The following is a 21,192-nucleotide window of genomic DNA, read 5'->3' on the forward strand; positions in this document are numbered from 1 at the left end:
CCGGGCAATGCAGTCACATTTTGAACGAGGCAAATTCGTCATCGTCGTCCACGTTGACCATGGTGTCGTTAGCGCCTCCCGCATCCACCTCAACGGCCACACCGCCGAGCAGTTCCTCCCAAGCGACGCCGGGATTTTGCTCCAGAACGGCAAGCATGTTGATAAATGCAGTGATGGTAGTTCGCGGCGTGCGGAAGTACGTGTCGCCGATTCGTTTGGAGCAGTGCTCCATGAAACTGAAGATTCCCTGGTCAGGAAGCAACGATTTCTGCTCGTCGCCAAACGCGTAGACAGTTCGAATTTTCTGCAGCAAGACGTAAAAGTCCTCCGGCGTCAGGCTGGACAGGGGCAATACGGGGCCGCTGAAGTCTACGAGTCCATCGCTCGCAAACGTATTCTGCGCAAGCCGACTCTGCAAGGCGGGGTAGCTGTACAACCCTCTTCTCGTGTCCAAGAGGAATTCCGGTGTACCACCCAGGACGAATCCCAGGCCTACTGCCGCGCCCTGCAGCGAGTCATTGAGGATCCGGAGGATCTGTTCGTAGTTGGAATTCCGTGCTTGCGTGTTGGCCAATTTGTAGAGGTTTACGAGTTCGTCGAGGCCGACGAGAAGCCCAGCGTACCCCGCCAAGCGGACAAAGCGCGCCATCAACTTGAGCTGGTCATACACCGAAGCGTCGTCGATGATCGTGCGAACACCGAGCGCCTGACGAGCGTCCGTTTTCGTCGTGAACTCTCCACGCAGCCAACGAATTGCGTCCGCCTTCAACTGCTCATTGTTTTCATCGTGACCACGACAGTAAGCTGCGATGACATCTGCGAAGTCATAGCCGTTGACGAGTTCCGTCAGCTGTTCCAGCTTCTGGCGGAGTACAAACTCCGTCGATTGCCCGTTACTCTTCGCTTCGGCCTTTACCGACCCGATAAATTTCTCGACTACGCCTGCCAAAGCACCGCCGTCAGGCTTGGTCCGTGTGGCCAGGTTGCGCGTGAGTTCGGCGTAAAGCGAGCGGGCCTGTCCGCCTGAAGAATGGAGTCGACGATCAGGGTTCAGGTCCGCATTGGCGACTACCAGCTTCTTTTCGAGCGCGATCGCTCGTACAAGGTTCAGGAAGAACGTCTTGCCGGCCCCGTATTCCCCGGTTACCACGCGGAAGGCTGAACCACCGTCAGCAATGCGCTCGATGTCTTGCACAAGCGTCTCAATCTCTCGCGACCGGCCGACCTGAATCAGGTGCTGTCCGCTACGTGGCACCACTCCCGCACGCAAGGATTGAATGACCGCGTCACGCTCTTTAGATCGAATAGGACTATTCATGCTGCCAACTTCTCCCGCAATTCAAGGTTGATCTCCACTGGATCATCCCCTTCAAAAAAAGCCATATCGTGCGCGTCGAACGCGGCGTCGTTAAGTTGCTCGAGGGCCCCCTCAAGCATCAAATCGAGATCCAGCGCTGCATCAGAAAGCTCTGCCTTGGTCCAATGTGGACGCGACAGAAGAAGCCGTGCGAGCGAACTATGTGCTTCATCAAGGCCGAGTAGACTATCTTGTTCGACGGTGGGCACCGCATTCGCGGTTGGCGCTACCTCGACCATCTCCGCCTCCTCGACAAAGATTGTCGAGAGCATTGCCGACACCGCCTCGCTGTCCTTTTGCAGCGCGGCAATCCGGGACGCGTCTAGCGTGAAGCCCGCCGCAGCCTTCGCCTCGCCCAGGGCCTGCTTGGCTGCCGGTTCGGAGCCGGTTGCAGCCGCATGAAGCTCCGAGAAGACCTTCTGAGGATCGACGCCGAGGACCTTGTACACTTTCTCGAGCATCCTGACTTCGACTGGCGAGACCGTTCCATCGGACTGTGCTACCGCAGCGACGAACGATGCGATGCTTCCTCTGGCCGCGGGATCGAGTGATTCAAGCCTCTTCTTCAGTGCCGTCAACGACGGCGGAGCGACCATGAGAAGACGGAGGTGAGCCACCAATCTTCGCTGGTTGTTGGGACTCAGGTGACTCCACGACTGAATCTGCTGGTGTAGGTGACTGATTTCCTTAGCCCCGAAATCCCCATCGGAAGTGGCCACGGCAGCTGCGAGTTGCAGCGCAAGTGCCGCGAGTCGATAGTCTGGTGCGTCACGACTTTGCAGATCATCTGTCGCTGTAACGAAAAGCGCGACCTGATCCTCTGGTTTTGGCTGCTTGGCTCCGCCGAGTACGTCCGGCTCCATGCCGATGCTCATGCCTTCCAAAATGCGAGCCAATGCAACAGTTCGCTCCCTGCTGAGCGTTGCAGAGCTGCCCAGCGCCCCCAGAAGCTCTTGGAAAGGCATCGTAACCATGCCTCCATCCATCCGCTCTTTGAGCGCTTCGATCGAACGCTTTGCGGAATCGGGCCACAGTGCGACAGGCAGCAACAGAAGCGCCTCGACGGTGGACCGGGCCCCAGGGTTGCGCCCCAGATACCTGCTGAGCGGCTCCAGTTCGTTCGTCGCCGCTTCGGTGATTTCGTGCAGCTTCTTGAACGGTGCGGCGAGCACGCTGACGTCAGGAATATCGCCGAAGGTTAGGCGTGGCTCTTCAACTCCCCGGAATCCAGCAGAAGCGGCTCGGTAGACAAGCTTGAGCTTGGTCCGATTTCGCGGCAGCACCAATCCGTCGCCAGCTGCAAGATACTTGAGTTTGAACAGGGAATTGAACTCCTGAGCGCAACGCAGAGTTGGCGTCCGGAGCAGACTTCTCGGATCGAGTTTGATCCAGGCTAATGCGAGATCCGCTGAAATCGCCACGCGATCCACGGCTGCCTGGCCAAGCGCCGCTCGAATGTATAAGGGAAGCTCGTATGACCTTGGAGAACTTGGTAGCGGCTGGAGATAGGAGCGTTCTGGCAGGTTCACCAGCGTGATCCAGTCCAATAGCGCGGTCCCGTATCCTTGAAACGATCCAGAACGCGGGCCGTAAATGGCGAGGAGCCGCCGCAGTTCCGCTGCGATCGCTGGCAGATCGGCTCTGGCCGCCTGATCATTTGCCGCGTCGAACACTGCGCGGCGCTCAAGTCCGTAGAAATAGATAAAGACGTATCCGATGTCAGCGTCTGGATCTGCTCTGCCGGTCGATAGCCAGTTCAAGTACGCCCTGCGAGCGGTGGGCGAGATCGCCGAGTAGCTTGGCCAGTATCCCATCTCCCGCACTGTATAGTCGGCTCGTTTCGCGACATCCTTTGATGGATCGATCAAACAAGGATCCACGATGCCGGACGCCGCCTTAAGAGCCGCCCCGACGTAAATCAAGCCACCCGAGATGGCAACGCCGGCGATCTCCACGCTTTCTGTAGCTGAGAGCCACCTTGCGCGACCAAATTGCGCAGGGGCTGGCGGAATACGAAAGGACTTGCTGGACTCCGGATTGTGATAGCTCGCGGCAACCAAATCCTCATCGACACCCGCTGAGATCTTGCCGGAGGAGGACTTCACCGCTCCCTGTGCGCTTGCTGACTTGACGAACTCCCTCTCGCCTTTGTCCGTATTACGCACCGGCTCGCTACTTGCCACAGTCTCCCTAGACTGACCGTAGGAGGCCAAGGGTTCATTGGAATCCTTGATCGTCGACCCTCTATCGGGGGGCGACTTCTTGCCTCGTCGAAACAGGTAGACAACCAGTCCGACTGCGGTCAACCAGAAAAGCGTTCCACCAATGTTCTTTGGATTACTTGCCAGCACCACAATAGCGATGACAACAGCAATCCAAATAAGCCCCCCTGAACCCGAACCTTTTGCTTTTGGCATACCTACTCTTCCAGCTTGAGTGACATCCCCGGACGATCCCTCGATTATTTGGTCACTTCCTGTACCGACTCAATCGCATTGCTGCCTTCGTCATCAGGCTGAATGCCATGCGATTCACAATACTCGAACAGCAGATGCTCAAGCATGTTCGTCTGCGAGCGGCGATCACGATCTGCGGCGGCCTCAAGCAATTGCTTGAACCGCGCGGAGACCCGATAGCTCACCGAAATTGTCTTGGCGCCCGGCATGGTGTTCCGAATGTATAGGACTCTACGATACAAGCAGGACGTACCGCCGAACATCACCCAATTGGGGCGACCACACCCATCTGAAGTGGGATATCGCTGCTCACACACGCTGCGCTCACTGGCACCAGACGCCAATCAACGAGGTGCCGGGCATCCCTGCCCAGCACTCATCAAATTGCGCACATTTCTTGACATTTCATGCCGTACGCGGAATTACCAGCCAAGAAGGATGGTCGACTTTTGCCTTCTGATTACTGCTTTGCGACCGCCTCCAGGCGAACGGCGCGTCCAGCCACTGGTAGGTACAACCACTGCTCCTTGACCGGGCGTTCGGTGGTATTAGCAAGTGCCGCGGCATACAGCGCAAGCTGGGCACCATAGGTTTCGGCAAGAGTCTCGTCTCGTTCCATCCCGCCAGGATTCGACTTGTGGTCAAGCAGAATCCAACCCTCCGTCGTTTCGACCAGAAAATCGATGCGTCCACGCAGCCGAATGCCGTCGGCCAATCCAGACTCAAGCGGGACTTCGACGTGGAGCTTGCCTCCAGGCCACCGTCCTCTGACCCAATCCAGGAACGCTTGAACCTGAGCCTGAACCGCCACTTCATCTATGACATGATCGACGGCCCAATTGCGCAAGATTTGAGAAATCTCGCTTAGCTCGGCATTGCCCCGGACACCAGCGCGAGCGATGCAATGATGCATTGCCGTACCCAGGACCGCCATATCAACTTTGCCCTGAAATGCTACGCGCTGTCCGACCTGCTCGGTGTGCGCGACAGCATAGTTTCCGCCTTGTGCATCGCTGGGGCGGCTCCACAGCGGCACCGCGTCGCGTCTATCCGCATACTTGAACCAGTTGCAGTCGATGGGTGCCGGCTTTTCGGGCCCCTCCGCACAGCTGTCCGCCTCCCAGGCTCGAGTTTCACGAAGGACCTGAGTTCCGTCCGGCAAGACCACAGTTCCGGTCTCGCCAAAAAGAAGGTCGCTCGCGCCAAGCTCGTCCATCCATTGACGGTTCGGCGTCTTGCGCACTGCAGACACGAGAACCATCGCATCGCGCGCACGCGTCATGCTGACGTACATGAGGCGTTTGTTCTCTTTTAACGCAGCGTCGGCCATTGCCTTACCGAGTTCCGATTGCTCTGCGTTTTCTACTGCAGCAGACTTCTTCCGCTTCCCCCAGGTTTTCAGCCAGAAGTGGACGAATCGTCCGTCGAGCGGCCGCGAGGGGTCAAAGTCGCCATCGGTGCGCGCCCGGACACTCCACAAGGCCGTCCGGGCTTCGCTCCCAAGCGATGTCAGAATGGCCACTGGCCATTCCAGTCCCTTTGCTCCGTGATGCGTCATCACTGTTACGGCATCGCCTGCAGAGGTAGCACGATCATCATTTTTGCCAGCAGCCAGCAACTCAAACCAGCGAAGCAATCCGCTGACAGTAGCAGGCTGCCTGGTCGCGGCGCACTCTGATTCGTAGGTCTTCGCAAGGGCCACCAGAGCCTCGATGTTTGCGACCCTGGCCCTAGCCTCTTGTGGAGACCGCGCCCATTGGCTCACAATCCGGGCGACGTGCGACTCGGACTTGACCATTGTGACTGCCTCCGACGGCGTCAAGCCATTCAGCTTGGGTCTGAGCGTCTCAAGGCGCAAAAGTGTCGGCTGTGCGGCCTCACCAGTTACTCGCCAGTCCCGACGCTGCACGTCATCGCGCTCGATAAAACTCAGTCGATCGCTCAGCCACTCATTGGCTGGCACTCCATCACTCAAACTGACAATCAGCGCCGTCGCAACGGTATCGTTGCCATCGAGAAGCCGCCTCAGGCAGGCCAATACGAAGATCGCTTCTGCTGTGCCAAGCAATCCTGACCGCGGGCTAGCGGAAGGGATACCCCAGCGAACGAGCGAGGCAACTGCGAGATCCACCTGGTTGTGTTCGCGACAAAGCACTGCGATGTCACCAGGCCGAACCGGACGGAGCACGCCGGAGGACTTATCAAACACCTCCAACCCTGACTCGATGAGCTCGCGCACGGCGGCGCCCAACGCCAGGTAGTCTTTGTCGTTCCTGCTGGCGGTAAAGTTCCAGTTAAACAGGCTTGGCTGACCTGGGATGTCCTCCCGGAAAGCCGTCAGCTTGACCGCCTCAGGGGCCATGGTGTCGGCAAACGCCGGCTCGAAGACGGCATTCGTCAGAGACACAAGCGCCGGAACCGAGCGACGCGAGGTCGTGAGGGGAACGCCGAGTTTCCCACCCCACCTCGTAATAGATTCGAGTACACCATTGATTAGCGCGGCGTCAGAACCTCGGAAGCCATAGATCGCCTGCTTCGGATCCCCCACCCATACAGACTGCTTGGCCAGCTCGGCTAGTTCGACAAAGAGAGCAAGCTGTAACGGATTGGTGTCCTGAAACTCATCCACTACGACAAGATCGAGTTCGCTCCTCAACGCCGCCCGGACATCGGCATTGTCCTGTACGATCTTGAGAAGCAGAACTTCCTGATCAGCAAAATCGACCGCACCGAGTGTTCGTTTGACCTCAGCGTAACGCTCCAAAGCATCTGCGGCGAGGCCAAATACAAGCTCGAGATAGCGACGAACCTCGAAATGGAATAGCGGATGAGTCTCGTGGGCCAGCGCGAATTCCTGCACGGACGCCACGAAGTCTCGTGCTTTGGCCCCCGCATCGAGCGTGTTGGCGGCAAGCCAATCGCCCCAGACCCAATGGCCCTCACTGAATACCCGGTAAAGCCGTTGTAGCTCTTGCAATCCGTCGGTTAGATTTTTTGCAATCTTCGCGCCGGAAGCACGCTGAGCCTCAATCAGCGCACTGATCTGCTCTTCCGCGATCCGCAGCGCATCTGTCAGCGACGAGGTCGGGTCCAGCGCCGTGGGGCCAGGCCAATTAGCAAGCATGAGATCGGCATTGCGTGCGCCCATAGACCGCAGCCGATCTGGCGAGATGTCATTGCCACGGGCAGCGTTGACAATGGCACCGATTGGCTTGGGCCAATCTGCATGATCGATCCCGAATCGAGCCGTCAAAGCCACAAGCTCAGCTTGGCCGGATTCGTCGAGCGTTTCGTCCAAGGCAGTTGCCAACAAGCGATCGCTCTGCGCTTCGCTAAGGACCGTCTGGTCGGGGGACATCCCCAGCTCGAAGCAGAACCTCTTGAGCAACTGGCCACACACGCTGTTGATGGTGCCAATCTTCGCTTGACCGATAGCAGTAGCCAGATCTAGGCGCTTTTGCTCCAGAAGCCATGACCGGGCGCGCTCACGGAGTTCAGTCGCAGCCTTTTTCGTAAACGTGGTTGCCAGGATCGCATGCGGCCGTGCTGTCCCGCTCTCCAGCGCCTGAGCAATTGTCTGTGTGAGCCGATATGTCTTGCCACTGCCCGCACCAGCGCTGATGAACTCGATGCCATTCATTTGTCCCAGCCTCCCAGCAAAATCAGGTGTTCCTTGTGCCACGGCTTGGAACCCTCCACAGGCAGGGTTCCTTCCGGACCTTGAAATTGCACGAGGGACTCCTTCACGACGATGTCAATACGTCCCTTTTCCATCTGTTCGGTGCGCCATTTCCAGCTTTCGCTCGCGCGGCGCAAGAGCTCCTCAACCGATACGTCATTGCGAGGCTCGCGAACCAGTGCCCCAGGCATGACATCCGGAGCCGTCACGTACATCGCGCCGGACTCAAAAATGAAGTAGCCCAAAGCTGCAGGAGTCATGCTCCGATTCTGCTCGATCAGCATGGCGTACAACGCAAGTTGCAAGTAGTTTCCCCCGCGCAAAAGCTCGACAAACCGCTTGTCGTCACGCCACTTCATATCGAGCGCGACGACGCGTGAGTCCGCAAGCTCGATCAACAGATCGACCTTCCCCGTGAGCGGAACGGCACCGAAACTGCCGTCGAACGAAACCTCCGTTTCCACCTTGCGCGCGCCGGCCGCTCGCAGGCGATCGAGCAACGAAACAATGGCCTTTTCGCAGATGCCTTTGAATCGCTGCTGGCTTACGCCAGCACCTAGCATCAGAAGAGGAGCTCCCTCTTCCAGAAGAAGGCGATCGACGGTCGACTTGAACCACTCGACTGCCTTTTCAGACGTCCATTCCAGTGCATCTTCGTGTTCGAACAATTGCTCGATTACGCGGTGCGCAAGCGTACCGAGCAATTTGTTGTTCTCTTCTGCCGCCATTACCTGCGTGGCGCTAAGCTTTGCGATACGCTTCAGATGAAACAACGCTGGATTGTCAAACAGTTCCGCCAACGAAGTGTAGGATTGGGGCTCCTTCGGGAAGGCCACGGGCGCACCGAGCTCGATAAATTCCGAGGTGCTCGGCAGATCGATCCGGTTCAATGGAAGTGTCAGATCAGAAAGGGCTGGCGATACATCATCCGCATCGAGATGAATGCGGCTTTTCTCTAGAACCGGCATCAGCATCAGCAACAACTGCCTAATGGGATGCTCTTCCTCGCCTTCTGGCGGAAGAACCAGGATGAAGCGCTTCCTGGCAGCGAGCAAAGGCCGAAGCCATTGGCGAGCTTGCAAGGTCAACTGAGCCTTGGGTTCACGCAGCTCGACAGCCATTTTCCGCAGTGCATCGATCTCCTCTTCCGACCATGGCAGCGGTTGTGCCAGCGAGGGCGTTGAGGGCATCCACCAGATCACCTCGTCCGCCGCCTCGAAGCAGGCAGCTGGCGATGACGTCGAGCGCATGCATCCGGCTTGAGCGAAGGCCCACGGATTGCCTGCTCCCGCAGGCGTGGCATGGGCGACGATCTGCTCGATCTGTCGCTGTACGACGCATGCCGTCGCTTGCTTTTCCAATTCGTCCAGGCTTTCCATCACGGCAAGACACTGGTCAAGGGCCGGCATTAGCGTAGCCGACTGCTCCGCATCGATTCCCATTCTGCCGGTCAGGCCGCTGCGCACTCGTGCGATACGCATACGTAGCGCTTCGATTGGAATGCCGTCATTGCGATCCCATCGATCCCCTTCTAGCCAGAACGCGATATCTTCTAGCACAGCGGCTTGCTTCTCGTCCTTTGCAAGCTCTTCTTTGACCGCCATCCATGCGCCACCTCCAATGCCAGGCTGCTCGGCGAACGCGCGAGCTAGCTTTCCGCGCGCCTGCCGCGCAAACGGACCAACTGGGTGCGAGAGAAACTCCACCAATCTTTCGGCATTGACCGGAGTCCAGCACATCTCGATCGCGAGGCTCAGTGCTTGAAGCGCCGGCCGAAGCGGACTGAAGCGCTCAAAGCCGCAGGCCAAGGAACCGGTCGCCACGAGGGTGCTGTCCAGCACGTCGCCGTGCTCCTCGCAGACGATGAGCCGGTCGACTTCCTGATGAGAGCAATGCGCACTAAGCCAGTGTTCAGCGGCCTCTCGCGTAGACGCTTGAACCCATATCACGCTGTCGTCGAGAGTCTCCGAAGCATTCAGGTCGAACACACCATCCGACGTAGCGGATAGCGCTGCGCCCTGAAGCCCCTGCAATTGCCCTATCCCTTCGGATTTTTCAGACCACTCGTCGTACGCTCCAAGCCTCTCAAGCACCCGGCGCCACGCCCACGGGTAGCTATCAAATGGATCAACCAGCAGAACCGATTTGATAGGCGAGGGTTCGGTTTCCAGCGCATGCGTCACGGCCGTCAGACGCTCGGCTTCCCCTAGGGGAAGCTCGCCACATGCAGATTTTTCAACCAGTGCCATTTGTACCAAGCGGCGGGGTGCATCCGGGCTAACCGTGCCATCCCAACCGCCGAGGCGCCATTCGTCGCGCCATGCCAAGAGTCTTGCAGCTGTGCCGATTCCATCGGCATTCAAGGACTCGCTATAGAAGCGGTTCCCATCGTCATGCAGACTCAGGTGCCTGAGAAAACAAGTGACCCGCTTCGCCGAGCGTGGCTCAGGCGCTGCAAGCCCCAAGTACGTCTCAAGAAGATTTAGGAAACCTCTTCTTCCCAGCACAGGCTCAGAGAACTGGCCAGCGCGCGGAGAACCTCGATGACCATCGAGCTCAAGTCCAAAGGTGACGTGCATAGAGTACTCAACTGGTTTGATTACTTATCGGAGCATGTTCGAATACCTTCAACTAACTATCCCCCGCAAGCGCGCTGCAGCGCACCATCAAGGAAGCGAAATACCTCGAATGCGCTGGTAAAGCTCGACGGCATAGGAGTCGGTCATACCCGACACGAAATCGGTGACGCGTATGGCTCGCTCATACTGTGAGAGGTCTTTTACGGATTCCTCTCCACCTGGCATCAAGTTCAGGAGGACGCGCGCACGCGGACCGGGCTTGTCATTGCGCAGAGCCTTATCTTCTACAGCGTCCGAAAAGGCGCCCAATAACCCATTGATTACCTCGAAGCCGCAGGCTTCTACTTCTACGACCGGTCGCGCACAATAGACCTGTTTCACGGCTCGTGTCTTAAACGCTTCAAACTCCTTGGCCCGCTCCAAATGGGCCGCAAGCTCTTGGTCGAACATACCGTTCAGGATTGCATCGTATTTGTCGCGAAACACCGCAACCATAGAGAAGATCAGCGTATTCAGCGTCAGGGCGCGGAAAAACTCTGCCTGCCGTCGATGTTCGCCCAGCGACGTGGCACGATCAAGTTGAGCAGCCGTCAGCCATGGGCGATGCAGGTCGCGAAGCTCCTCAAAGGTGACCACGCCTGCGCGAAAGCCGTCTTCGATGTCCATGATGTGGTAGCAAATGTCGTCCGCCGCTTCGACCAGAAAGGCCAATGGGTGCCGTTGCCACGCCAATCCTTGCCCATGTTTGCGAGGCAGCCCGACTTCATCGGCAAGTTCCTCGAACAAGGCCTTCTCACTTTGCATAAAACCAAACTTCGCCCCACTCTTACCCCGAGACTGGCAGTCGTCTACAGACGACTCTCGCGGGTACTTGGTAAAGGCACCAAGGACGGCACAGGTAAGCTGAAGCCCTCCATATTGGCCCGGATACTGAAGGGCGGCGACTGTCCGAAAACCCTGTGCATTGCCCTCGAATTTCGTGAGGTCCGCAGATTCCGACGGACTCAATTTTCCGCCAGAAATTTTCGCGCCCGCCTCGGATTTGGCGAACCACTCCTGGATTGCATCTTCCCCAGAGTGGCCGAAAGGCGGATTCCCTATGTCATGCGCTAGGCAAGCGACCGACACAATGCTGCCGATGTCCTGCGCAGCAACCACGTCCCTTAGATGCTTGTCTTTTTCGTGGATGACGTCCGCGGCCAGCATCCCAAGAGATCGACCAACGCTGGCCACCTCGAGGCTATGAGTGAGACGGGTACGAATGTAGTCGCTTTTTGCCAATGGAAAGACTTGCGTCTTGTCTTGCAGACGGCGGAAAGCGGAAGAAAAAATGATGCGATCGTAGTCGCGGGTGAACTCCGTACGCGGCACTGGCTCGCCACCACCAGCCTCTGCCTTCCTACCGAGACGCTTTACCGATAACAGCTTTGTCCAATCCATCTTCTATCCAGAGGTACAAAGTCAATGGAACCACGTGCAGCATGGTAGCGTGATTTAGCCGCAAAACACCTCCCCCAAACGGGGCATCATGTCTATATGCCGGGACACGGCTTGATTTGCGGCGACGGCTGGCCTAGTTGTCGCTCGAATTCCGGCTAGACGAATCCGTTGGCCACGACTTCGGCAGTTTGGCTTGGACATCCCGGCGCATGCGCGCCATCGGTACGACATCTGCCCGCCACGTCCATGCATCGACAAGGGCCTGATCAACAATCGGCTTGACGCCCTGATAATCGTTCGCACAACTGAATTTGTAACGATACCGCAGGCGGTAAAAGCTCCCACCGTCCCAGGGCCGGCAAGGCTTCTCCGGCGATGCTCATTTCAACTGAATCCGTCACAACGGGAAGCAGATTTCAACTGAATCTGCACTCCGATGTGCGATTTCAACTGATTTTGTATTCCGATGCGCAGCTTCGCCTACTCTTGTGCTGTAGTTGGCCGCACATCGGAGCACAGGAATGTCGCGACGCCCCCGCCTTACCAATGCCACAGCGACCGCAGGTGCGACCTCGGACGGTGAGATCGACCTCGCCAGTTGGCCACAGGTCGACCAGGAGGCACTGTCGCAACAGCAGCGAGAGCGATTCGCGCGCCGCGTGCGGGCGATCCAGCTTTACCTGCTCGGTGTCAGCGCGACGCGCATCAGGGAGGAATGCGGCATCGGGCGTTTCCAGGCCTATCGCCTCTTGACCGAGCGCTGCCTGCAGCTGCATCCGGACGGGCGGGTCTACGGCTGGCGCGGCCTACTGTATTACCAGCACATCAAGCCCTATACACGAGCCGTACCGGTGCGTCCCAGCGCATGGGGCGGCGGAGCCGGCGGGGCGTTGCAGTGGGTGTTTGAGTCGCCGACAGGGCGTGAGCTGGAGACCCGCTTGCGCGAGCAAATTCTGGGTCGGCGCGGCGAATTGGAATCTTCACGGCGGCCACGATTGGCCATCTTTCGCTGGTTCTTGGAGGAATTGCGCCAGCGAGGATTCGAGCGACGTGGGGAATGGCCTTTCAACGTCGAGAAACGCGGGTACGTCACGCTTTGCCGCCATATTGATCGGGTGCTGGCCGACCACCCGCAACGCCAGCGCCAGCTGGTTGGTGGTCCGGAAGCCGTGCGCAAGGCTCGTGCAGGCGATGGTAGCCGGCGACCGGATCTGCGGCTGTTCGAGCGGGTGGAATGTGACGCCCATAAGCTTGATGCACGGATGGTCGTCATGGTGCCATCGCCACACGGCGATGCCGAGCCGCGTTTGATTCATCGCTTGTGGGTCATTGTCCTGATCGAAGTGGCCTCGCGCGCGGTGCTTGGCTACCACTTGAGCTTGCGTAGGGAATGTTCGGCCGAAGACGTGTTGCGCGCCGTGAAGTGCGCCTTGAGTCCATGGGTACCGCGAGACCTCCAGTTCGGTGGTCATGCCTATACCGTCAGAGCTGGCCTGCCGTCATACCGGTCAGCGAGCTTCGTGGGAGCATGCTGGAACGAGTTCAGTGTGGATGGCGCCCTCGCAAACATCTGCCCGCGCGTGGAAACCGCTCTGAGGGAACTGATGGGGGCCCGCGTGCTCAAGCCGCAGGATCCGACGAGTTATAGCTGTCGGCGCAGCAAAGACGATCGACCGTTTGTGGAGTCGTTCTTCCGGCATCTCGCCGCCGGAAGCTTTCACCGTCTGAAGTCGACCACCGGCAGTTCCCCGGCGCACAAGCGCGGCACCGATCCCGAGCAGGCTGCGCTGGCCACCCAGTTCCAACTCGAATACGCCGCGGAGTTGCTCGACACACTGATTGCCAACTACAACGCGACACCCCATTCCGGCCTGGGCTATCGCACCCCGCTGGACCAGATGGAGCGGCTTGCCAATGGTCTGACCCTTCGCATTGCCAACCCCGTCGCGGTGCGGCACCTCGCTTGCGAGCGCAGGCTTTGCACGCTCTTGGGCGGCGTTGCCGCCGGGCGACGACCACACTTCAATTTCGCCAACGCCCGCTACTCCGCCGAATGGCTATGCCTGCGCAGCGATCTCGTCGGCAAGAAGTTCTGGCTATCCCTGGAGGACGAGGACGATGCCCGGTTCGTCAGCGTGTCGACGCAACAGGGAGAGTTCCTGGGCATTGTGCGTGCCGCGCCACCGTGGCACCGCATGCCGCATTCCTTATTCGTGCGCCAAGCCATCCGGGCGTTGGACAAGCGCCGGCTGCTTTACTTGTCCAGCCATTGCGACGCCGTGGAGGCCTTGCTCCAGTATGCGGAATCTTCCCCGGGACGCAAACTGCCGCCTCATCCTGCGTATCTCGAAGCGCGCCGCATCCTGCAACAACACGCGGAAGCGCTGACTGGGCACTCCATGGTGGAGCAAGCCAAAGCCCGCACCGCCGTGCGGGCGTCGGGGAATGCAACGACGCTTGCGGGCGCCGAACCCCCGGAGACAGGCGCGAAGGTCGCCCTGCCCCCCATGCGCAAGGCGCAGCAATGGTGATGAACACTGCCACAGCCGCGCCGCTGCTTCCGCCTCATATTCCGCGTGATCACCCCGTGGTGACGCGCGATTACTCGTTGTTCACCCCTGCCATCCAGGACATGGCCGACAGTATCGGCGGCTGGTTGGACGACCAGGTCGATGGGGCGACGATTTTCGGCCCTTCCCGCTTCGGCAAATCCAGTGCCGTCGATCATTGGCTCCAACGGCTACTGTCGGAGCGGCATGGCGGCTACGTGCCAATGGTCGTCTGGAGTCATACCGACTCGGGCAGCGCCCAGGCGGTGGGGCGTTTCTACGCCCACCTGCTCGACGCTAGCTCGCATCCCTTGGCCAAGGCCGTCCGTAGCCCCCTGGCACGCCAGCAGATGCTGATCGAACGCTGGATCGAGCTGGCCGCGCAAGGTGGGGGACGCTTCCTGGTACTGGTAGTGGATGAGGCACAGGGCATGACCCAGCGGGAGTGGATGTGGTTGGTGGAACTCCACAGCCTGCTGGAGAAGCAACGGATTCGCCTGTGCGTAATATCGGTGGCGTCGCTGCAGTTCTTCGACGAGCCGTTCGGCATGGCCCTGGCTGGCGGAGCCCACGTAGCTGCCCGCTTCATGCTGGTGTCCAGGCCGTTCCACGGTGTGCGAAGCGTGGAGGAACTCGCCCATGTCATGGCCGGCTATGACGTGGGCAGCGAGTGGCCACCAGACTCCGGCCAGTCCTACACCGCGGGGCTGGCCCCGTCGGCGTGGGCGCAGGGCTTCCGCATGACCGACCAGGCCGCTGCCCTGATGCGCGCCATGACCGATTGTCTGCCGCCGCACTACGCTGGGCCGACGGATTTCCCCATGAAGACCGTGGCACAAGCGTGCCGTCATGTGCTGCTGCGTCTGGCAGGCGGAGCCGATCCGCTCGATGCCACATCCAGCGCCGCCTGGCAAACTACCGTCGAGGCAGGCGGCCACCGGATGCTGATGGCGATGGTGTCCGCCACCGCGGCGCAGCGGCGACCCGACTCGAAAGAGGCACGGCGTGATTGACGACGCGCGCCTGACCTGGCACGTCGGCAGTCTGCTGCCGTACGCCTCGCTGCCGCACACCGTTCAACGCATATGCGCTCTCAACTGTCTACGGCGAGGTGAATTACCCGCGCTCGACCGTCGATCGGTCGGGGCGCCATCGGTTCTTACCGCCGGCGGCATCGACCTCGCGAGGCTGGCCCGCTGGATCGGTGAACCCGAACAAGCATTTCGCTGGGCGACGCTGGATGCCATTCCCCACTGGGTGCGTAGCCACCTGATCTTGCCATATGCCCGCGTCTGCGAGCCGTGCCTGGCGTGCGGCTATCATGCCGCGCTGTTTTCCGTAAAGCTGTTGGACGCCTGTCCAATGCATGGCACACCATTGGTCGCATCTTGCCGCTGCGGGCAATTGCTGCCCACCACGCTCGGGCCGGCTGGCCACGATCGGGCGGGCAGCTGTGCCTGCGGTCAGCTGCGATTCTTTACACGGGAAACGTGCCGGCGGCCATTGCTAGATGCCAGCTTGACCCATGCTCTGGATCCAGCCGCGGCTTGGCTGGAAGCGCTTGGGCGGCTCGTGCGAGCCGCTGACGTGAATAACGGCATCGACGCCGCGCAGTTGGATGGCAACTCATTGGGCGTGCACATCCCGGTCTGGTGTACAGCCCTTGGCTTGCCCTATCCGATCTGTTTCCGGGCCCCACCGCGTCCGGTACCGGTAGTCGTGGCAAAGCGGCCCATCCCGTGTGGCATACCCTCGCGGATACTGCTGGGGCGTGCGCCGCCCCATGACTCGGTATCAAGACTGCCATTCTGGTCAGACACCCCGGCGCACTGCGTCTATCGCGCCATGGCAAGGCATGTGCGCCGTCACATCGCACCGGATTCAACGCGATGGCTTCGACGGTTTGTTACCGCTGGCGGGCCATTGCAGGCCGGACACCTGCTACGCGAGGCCCCCCGGGCCGTGTTGGCGTTCGCCGTATTGTTGTGGACGTATGACGTTGAACCCGATGTGCAGCAGCATCGGTGGCCCGACCGACCGCCTCCCGCGGGCTCCGCCGGAGGCTTGTCGAAACGCGTGATGGCGGCCGCCAGCGTCCAGCCGCCGGCGTTTGGGACGGTCGACATGGCTGGCCAGCAGTGGCTGGCCTACCATGCCGCCGGCACGGCGATGCAAGTCGCTTGGCGCGATGCCGAGGCAATGGCCACCCTTGCGGCCCGCATTGGCATTGTCGGCTGCGTCCGGGGTGCACAATCTCCGCCCCAGCCGGGGCATTGGTGGGCGGCCGCGCGTCCCCATGGCACCCTGTGCTTTGTGGCGCGAGACCACGGCGGCACAATGTGGCAGTCCGCCCCGCGACAGGACAAGCGCGCGCGCTGCCTGGCCTTGGCTGCGTCGCAGGCCGCACGTCACCGGCAAGTGCTGGCGGCATGCGAGGGGCCTTGCCTCACCTACTCGGTACTCACAGGCTGGGAAGCCAAGCACGGCGTCCCGCCAGTGGACGCAGCGATGCGCCGGCTGCGATTGCTGGGCCTGGATGGGAAACGGCCGCACTTCTGGCTGTACCGCGGCGCCGATGGTCGCTTTGTCGCGCGCCTGTGTCAGAGCCGATTGCAGGCGCTCGGCGCCGCGCCTACGCCCGCCATAGCTGCCCTGCGCAAGGCAGCGCTGGATTACGTGCAGCGTTATGGCAGCCTGCCCTGATTGACGCTGCGGCACCGGCATGCCGAAGGCGGGGGATGGGGTATCTACAAATTCAGTTGAAATTTAGCTACAGATTCAGTTGAGTGAGCGGTATCAGCGGTGTTGAGTTTCCCCCCACAACATGCTGCTATATCGATAACAAACATTATCGATACTGATGCATTTCTGTGGCAAACTACGCAGCAGCAATTTGCGTCTCTCTCTCATGCCTCGCTCGCGACCCGCCACCGCTCCGCTGCCGCTCGATCCCTCCGCATCCTGGCCCCGCGCCGATGCGCTCGCGGCCCTGCGTGCCTGGTACGAAGGCACGCCGTCGCGCGCGGCCGTCGCCCGCTTCTGGCCGGACGCGCTGACGCCGGGCCGCTCCGCACGAGGCGTGATCGGTGCCCTCCGGCGGCAGATGGCCGAGGCCGCCCGACTACGCCAGCGCGAAGACCTAGCCGCCCTCTTCACCTGTCCTGCGGAGGGCCGGACCGCCCATGCGGCAGCGGTCGTCCGGGCCCTGGAGACCCTGCGCCAATTACCAGCTGCCCTTCCGCAGATCACGGACCCCGTCGAGGCCTGGCTGCCGGCGCGCGCCGCGGCGGCGCTGCAGGCGCACGGGCTGAAAACGCTGGCCGACCTGACCGTGCGGATCCCGCGCCGCCAGCGTTGGTGGCTCGCCATCGACGGGCTTGGCGAGCGCAGTGCCCGCGCCATCGAAGCGTTCTTCGCCGCGCATCCTCAGTTGACTGAGCGCGCGCGCGCTTTGGTCTCCCGTCATGCAATGGCTGCGTCGGGCCCTCAAATCGTGCCGTGGGAACGTATCGAACTGCCGCAGTCGGTGAACGGCTCACACGGGGCGTTCCGCGCGCCGCGCGCGATGTGCTCGCTGACCGCGGACAACGACTATGACGCCATCAATGCCTGGCTCGGCCTGCACGAGGCACCGGCCACCGCGCGGGCCTACCGCAAGGAAGCCGAGCGTTTGCTGCTCTGGGCGATCCTGGAGCGCGGCAAGCCGCTCTCGTCGCTGACCGCCGAAGACGCCACGGCCTACCGCGCCTTCCTTCGCGCACCCACTGCCCGTTGGGTGGGTCCGGCACGGCCCCGGCCATCTCCCGAATGGCGGCCCTTCGCAGGGGCCCTGGCGCCCCGTTCCATCGCCTATGCCCTGGGTGTCATCGCCGCGCTGTTTCGTTGGCTGATCGCCCAGCGCTATGTACTCGCCAACCCGTTTGCGGGGCTCAAGGTGCGGGGCGCCCAGCGCGCCGCGGATCTCGACACGTCAAGAGCCTTCACGGAAGGGGAATGGGCGCTGGTGCGTACTCTCGCGGATGGCCTGGAGTGGTCGCACGGTTGGACGCCGGATGCCGCGACACGGCTGCGCTTCTTGCTGGATTTCGGGTATGCGACGGGGTTGCGGGCGGCCGAACTCGTCGGCGTGAGCCTCGGTGGCATCGAGATCGGACCGCGCGGCGAGCGCTGGCTCCATCTGGTCGGCAAAGGCGAGCGCCGGGGCAAGGTCGCGCTGCCCTCCATGGCTAGCCAGGCACTGGACCAGTATCTGGTCTCGCGCGGTTTGCCTGTCATGCCCGCGCGATGGGACCGCCACAGCCCCATCCTCGCGGACCTGGAGGACGGATCGCCGATCACCACACCGCGACTGCGGGCCGTGCTGCGGCGCTTCCTCACGCTCGCGGCAAATGAGATCGAGTCGGACCACCGTCCCCTGGCGGACAAGCTCCGGCGCGCGACCCCTCACTGGCTGCGCCACACTCACGCGACTCACGCGCTCGCGCAGGGCGCATCGCTGACCACGGTACGCGAAAACCTTCGACACGCGTCCATCACGACCACCTCCCGTTATCTGCACGACGACGACATGCAGCGCGCCAACCAATTGGAGAGGGTTTTCGGACGACGCTAGTACGGCAGCCAAAGGTAAATTGGCCGGGACACAAGTATGAGCCTCGCCCGCCACCTAAGCTCAGGCTACGAACACCACGCTAACTGGCCCCGCGTCGCGTTGGTGATGGGTATCTCTCTGACAATCCAATTGCTGGCTCGACTTCGGAAGGCGCGAAGGAGCATGAGGTAGCGCCAGCGTTTAGCAACTGCTCGGCGCCTTCGTATCCCGGCTCTATGGAAAGGAAAAAAGCCTTTGCGGGACTCATCTGCTCTTTTTTATGGTAGGTGTGGCGTCACGCAACCTTGAGCCGTGAGCTCACCAAGCGGTTCAGACTGACGTGCTGCTCGGCGGCTTCAAGTGCGAGCGCGCGGTGTTGCTCCGGCGGGATCCGGACCTGGAATTTCCCACTGAACTTCTGATCGGCGAACGCCTCGGGAATCTTCTCGCCGGAGGCGCGCATATCTTGCACGACGTCTGCGACGAGTTTGCGCACGCCCTTCAAGGCCTCGACCTGGTCCTCGGCCAACCACAAGAGGGAGGGAAACTCCGCGCACAGGCCCACATATTCCTCATCCTCGGCGGACCAGGTAACACGGTAAGTGTAGTGATCGAATGGCACGGTATTGCTCCTTTTCTACTCTTTCTCGGACGGCTTCAATGCTAGCTTCTCAATAGCATTCAAGACCTGTTTAACTTGATATGGCTTGGCCATGCCCGTCTTGTCCTGAATGTTCACACGGGGATCACCGGGCCACGGCGTCTTGAAGATTTGATGGCTTCCGCCTTCATGGCGTGGTTCACCAAAGTACTCTTTGCACACCTTCGCTAGATCTTTGAACTTGACGCTTTTCGCGTCGCGCCTCATCTGGGCAGAGGATCTTCTCGATGTCTGCCATGGAATTATAGTATCAATAGTGATACCGTCGAACAAGATGTGTGTCGCGCTTTTTGCTGTCGTGCCTACTCCGCTACGGAGGTCTGGGCGACACAACGAGCCGCGTCTCGTACGCAAGGAGGGAGCCAACCCAATCCGGCAACTGCACTACTTCCATAGCGCCTCGTCTGCCGTTGCGACTGGACGCAATATACTGTACACATATACAGTATATTGCGTCCAGTCATGCTCTCCTCGCCTTCCGAACAGCTGTGCTGTTCTCCAAGACGAATGGACCGTCCCGTCGCGCAGAAAAAGCGCCAGCGCCGCGGCGCCGTCGGCCGCGCCAGGCGTGTTGGCGGCGGTCTGTGGGATGGGCGAAGCCGCCGGTGCGCGCAGGCAGGCCTGGTCGGCATGGCAGGGTCGGACACCATGGCGCTGTCTCAGCGCTCGGCGCCTGGCCTACCCTTCTAGTCTCTATGTCAAGTCGCCAGGTTCGTCGACCGCCGTACCAGCCAAAGGCTTCCGCCCCGCTCGATACCAGGACAGCTGCGGCTAGCGTCGCTACCTCTTATATAGTTGCCTTCGTTGCGGTAGCGATCGCAGCGTGGTTTTTCACCCTCGACTTTCGTGAGCGGAAGACCTGGCGACAGTTCCGGGTACGTCTGGGGCGACCTGACCGCCATCGCGGGCTCGCCCTGCGCCCAGACCGTTGCGAAGGCCGCCATGTCGGCCACCCATCGTGGCGTTTCCACCGTGGTGCCAAATGCCAGTTCGTCCGCCGCATCCACCATCATCAGCAGATGGCCCCGGTAGAACGGCAGTGTGTAATTCAGCATGTTGACGCCGTACAACTTCATGCCCGGCGTCAGCCGCTGGTGGATGCAGCGTGGCGGTGAATCCCATGTACCTACCCCGGCCGCGCTTGGTAGCACGCCACGGCGCTTAAGCGGCATGCACGCCTTCAAGGATCGCCAGCGGCATCCCCACGAAGGCCACGGCGACCCCGACGGCACGGTAGAACCTATTCGGCGTGTGGCTGGCGTTGAGCGTGGTCACGATCGGCTGGCCAGCAATCCGCCGATCGCACAAGTGAGACGGAAGAAATGCTTGAATCGCACAGGATGGATGGCGGCGAAGGTAAGCGTGCAATCCGAAGCGAAAGACAACCGCTTCCCGCGAACAGACCTCAGGCGTGGAAGCGGTCGAAGCGCAATCGGCGAGACTCGCAACGGCGTAGGTGCGACTTTACACGGCAATTTCTCCTCATTGATCTTTCGAGAACTGGCTCGCTGTGGGCGGCTCTCCAGTGTTCTCGTGAACTTTGCGATGTGAGACGATCTGGCATGACACTTGCGATGTCATTACCGCGTGGGCCTTTCTCACGCTGAACACCTCTCCAAGGAGACCATCATGAAGAAGGACAAGGGGACAGCGAGTGACGACACTCGGAAGAAGGATAAGAAGGCGGAGAAGAAATCCGAAGGCAAGAAGGCAGACAAAAAGTCCAGTGATCGTTCTTCGGCGTCGGCTAAGAAGTCGAAGAACGGAAAGAAGGCAAAGAGCGAGACAACGGCTGGCAAGGAAGACCGTGCTGATCGTGGCAAGAAGCAGCGGAAAAGTTCTTAGTTTAGGCGTATCGTCACGCACTAATCTGTCCGGTT

14 protein-coding genes are annotated in these 21,192 nt (G+C 60.5%); 6 read left to right on the forward strand and 8 right to left on the reverse strand.

Translation table 11 applies throughout. The features are described from left to right. Positions 1-13 precede the first annotated feature (13 nt). The 6 genes from A9J21_RS16605 to A9J21_RS16630 all read right to left on the reverse strand — a co-directional run bounded on the left by A9J21_RS16605 (position 14) and on the right by A9J21_RS16630 (position 11,511). Positions 14-1,318, reverse strand: a complete 1,305-nt coding sequence (locus A9J21_RS16605) for an ATP-binding protein (protein ID WP_066737530.1) — start codon at positions 1,316-1,318, stop codon at positions 14-16. Then, positions 1,315-3,774: a TerB N-terminal domain-containing protein gene (locus A9J21_RS16610; RefSeq protein WP_066737532.1), complete on the reverse strand. Its 2,460-nt coding sequence runs from the start codon at positions 3,772-3,774 to the stop codon at positions 1,315-1,317. The genes A9J21_RS16605 and A9J21_RS16610 overlap by 4 nt, the downstream gene beginning before the upstream one ends. A 44-nt stretch (positions 3,775-3,818) precedes the next feature. Then, complete coding sequence (locus A9J21_RS16615; protein WP_066737534.1) at positions 3,819-4,022, reverse strand: hypothetical protein; 204 nt, start codon at positions 4,020-4,022, stop codon at positions 3,819-3,821. A 251-nt stretch (positions 4,023-4,273) separates the two neighbouring features. Continuing rightward, the gene (locus tag A9J21_RS16620; protein ID WP_066737536.1) at positions 4,274-7,453 is read right to left on the reverse strand and encodes an exodeoxyribonuclease V subunit beta; all 3,180 of its coding nucleotides are present in this window, start codon (positions 7,451-7,453) and stop codon (positions 4,274-4,276) included. Continuing rightward, positions 7,450-10,071 (reverse strand): PD-(D/E)XK nuclease family protein, encoded by a 2,622-nt coding sequence (locus tag A9J21_RS16625; RefSeq protein WP_066737542.1) that lies wholly within the window; start codon positions 10,069-10,071, stop codon positions 7,450-7,452. Before A9J21_RS16625 ends, A9J21_RS16620 begins: the two co-directional genes overlap by 4 nt. A gap of 87 nt (positions 10,072-10,158) precedes the next feature. Then, on the reverse strand, positions 10,159-11,511 hold the full coding sequence (locus A9J21_RS16630) for a deoxyguanosinetriphosphate triphosphohydrolase (protein WP_066737543.1): 1,353 nt from the start codon (positions 11,509-11,511) through the stop codon (positions 10,159-10,161). Between the two features lie 521 nt (positions 11,512-12,032). Here A9J21_RS16630 and A9J21_RS31995 point away from each other — a divergent pair. The 4 genes from A9J21_RS31995 (at position 12,033) to A9J21_RS16650 (ending at position 18,672) form a co-directional block, all read left to right on the forward strand. Continuing rightward, a complete protein-coding gene (locus A9J21_RS31995) occupies positions 12,033-14,042 on the forward strand; it encodes a hypothetical protein (protein WP_066737545.1) in 2,010 nt (669 codons plus the stop codon). Beyond that, on the forward strand, positions 14,036-15,073 hold the full coding sequence (locus tag A9J21_RS16640) for an ATP-binding protein (protein WP_066737547.1): 1,038 nt from the start codon (positions 14,036-14,038) through the stop codon (positions 15,071-15,073). Before A9J21_RS31995 ends, A9J21_RS16640 begins: the two co-directional genes overlap by 7 nt. Continuing rightward, entirely contained in the window at positions 15,066-16,763 is a 1,698-nt protein-coding gene (locus A9J21_RS31595) for a hypothetical protein (RefSeq protein WP_156545956.1), read from the forward strand. Before A9J21_RS16640 ends, A9J21_RS31595 begins: the two co-directional genes overlap by 8 nt. Positions 16,764-16,968: 205 nt before the next feature. Further along, complete coding sequence (locus A9J21_RS16650) at positions 16,969-18,672, forward strand: phage integrase family protein (RefSeq protein WP_066737551.1); 1,704 nt, start codon at positions 16,969-16,971, stop codon at positions 18,670-18,672. A gap of 274 nt (positions 18,673-18,946) precedes the next feature. On the opposite strand, the gene A9J21_RS16655 is transcribed toward A9J21_RS16650, so the two are convergent. Both A9J21_RS16655 and A9J21_RS16665 read right to left on the reverse strand, forming a co-directional pair. After that, positions 18,947-19,273: a type II toxin-antitoxin system HicB family antitoxin gene (locus tag A9J21_RS16655; protein ID WP_066737554.1), complete on the reverse strand. Its 327-nt coding sequence runs from the start codon at positions 19,271-19,273 to the stop codon at positions 18,947-18,949. A 737-nt stretch (positions 19,274-20,010) separates the two neighbouring features. Then, positions 20,011-20,367: a hypothetical protein gene (locus A9J21_RS16665; RefSeq protein WP_156545958.1), complete on the reverse strand. Its 357-nt coding sequence runs from the start codon at positions 20,365-20,367 to the stop codon at positions 20,011-20,013. Between A9J21_RS16665 and A9J21_RS31600 the strand changes: the two genes are divergently transcribed. Beyond that, complete coding sequence (locus A9J21_RS31600) at positions 20,366-20,863, forward strand: hypothetical protein (protein WP_156545959.1); 498 nt, start codon at positions 20,366-20,368, stop codon at positions 20,861-20,863. The two genes, A9J21_RS16665 and A9J21_RS31600, sit on opposite strands and share 2 nt — an antisense overlap. Positions 20,864-20,941: 78 nt before the next feature. After that, on the forward strand, positions 20,942-21,157 hold the full coding sequence (locus A9J21_RS31605; protein ID WP_156545961.1) for a hypothetical protein: 216 nt from the start codon (positions 20,942-20,944) through the stop codon (positions 21,155-21,157). Positions 21,158-21,192: the final 35 nt, after the last annotated feature.

Source organism: Cupriavidus sp. D384 (assembly GCF_001652915.1).
Classification (GTDB): Bacteria; Pseudomonadota; Gammaproteobacteria; order Burkholderiales; family Burkholderiaceae; genus Cupriavidus.

Excerpts from the sequence above, each read along its gene's own strand:
- A9J21_RS16605 (WP_066737530.1), bottom strand. The coding sequence starts at position 1,318 with ATGAATAGTCCTATTCGATCTAAAGAGCGTGACGCGGTCATTCAATCC.
- A9J21_RS16610 (WP_066737532.1), bottom strand. The coding sequence starts at position 3,774 with ATGCCAAAAGCAAAAGGTTCGGGTTCAGGGGGGCTTATTTGGATTGCT.
- A9J21_RS16615 (WP_066737534.1), bottom strand. The coding sequence starts at position 4,022 with ATGCCGGGCGCCAAGACAATTTCGGTGAGCTATCGGGTCTCCGCGCGG.
- A9J21_RS16620 (WP_066737536.1), bottom strand. The coding sequence starts at position 7,453 with ATGAATGGCATCGAGTTCATCAGCGCTGGTGCGGGCAGTGGCAAGACA.
- A9J21_RS16625 (WP_066737542.1), bottom strand. The coding sequence starts at position 10,071 with ATGCACGTCACCTTTGGACTTGAGCTCGATGGTCATCGAGGTTCTCCG.
- A9J21_RS16630 (WP_066737543.1), bottom strand. The coding sequence starts at position 11,511 with ATGGATTGGACAAAGCTGTTATCGGTAAAGCGTCTCGGTAGGAAGGCA.
- A9J21_RS31995 (WP_066737545.1), top strand. The coding sequence starts at position 12,033 with ATGTCGCGACGCCCCCGCCTTACCAATGCCACAGCGACCGCAGGTGCG.
- A9J21_RS16640 (WP_066737547.1), top strand. The coding sequence starts at position 14,036 with ATGGTGATGAACACTGCCACAGCCGCGCCGCTGCTTCCGCCTCATATT.
- A9J21_RS16650 (WP_066737551.1), top strand. The coding sequence starts at position 16,969 with ATGCCTCGCTCGCGACCCGCCACCGCTCCGCTGCCGCTCGATCCCTCC.
- A9J21_RS31600 (WP_156545959.1), top strand. The coding sequence starts at position 20,366 with ATGTTGACGCCGTACAACTTCATGCCCGGCGTCAGCCGCTGGTGGATG.
- A9J21_RS16665 (WP_156545958.1), bottom strand. The coding sequence starts at position 20,367 with ATGCTGAATTACACACTGCCGTTCTACCGGGGCCATCTGCTGATGATG.
- A9J21_RS31605 (WP_156545961.1), top strand. The coding sequence starts at position 20,942 with ATGAAGAAGGACAAGGGGACAGCGAGTGACGACACTCGGAAGAAGGAT.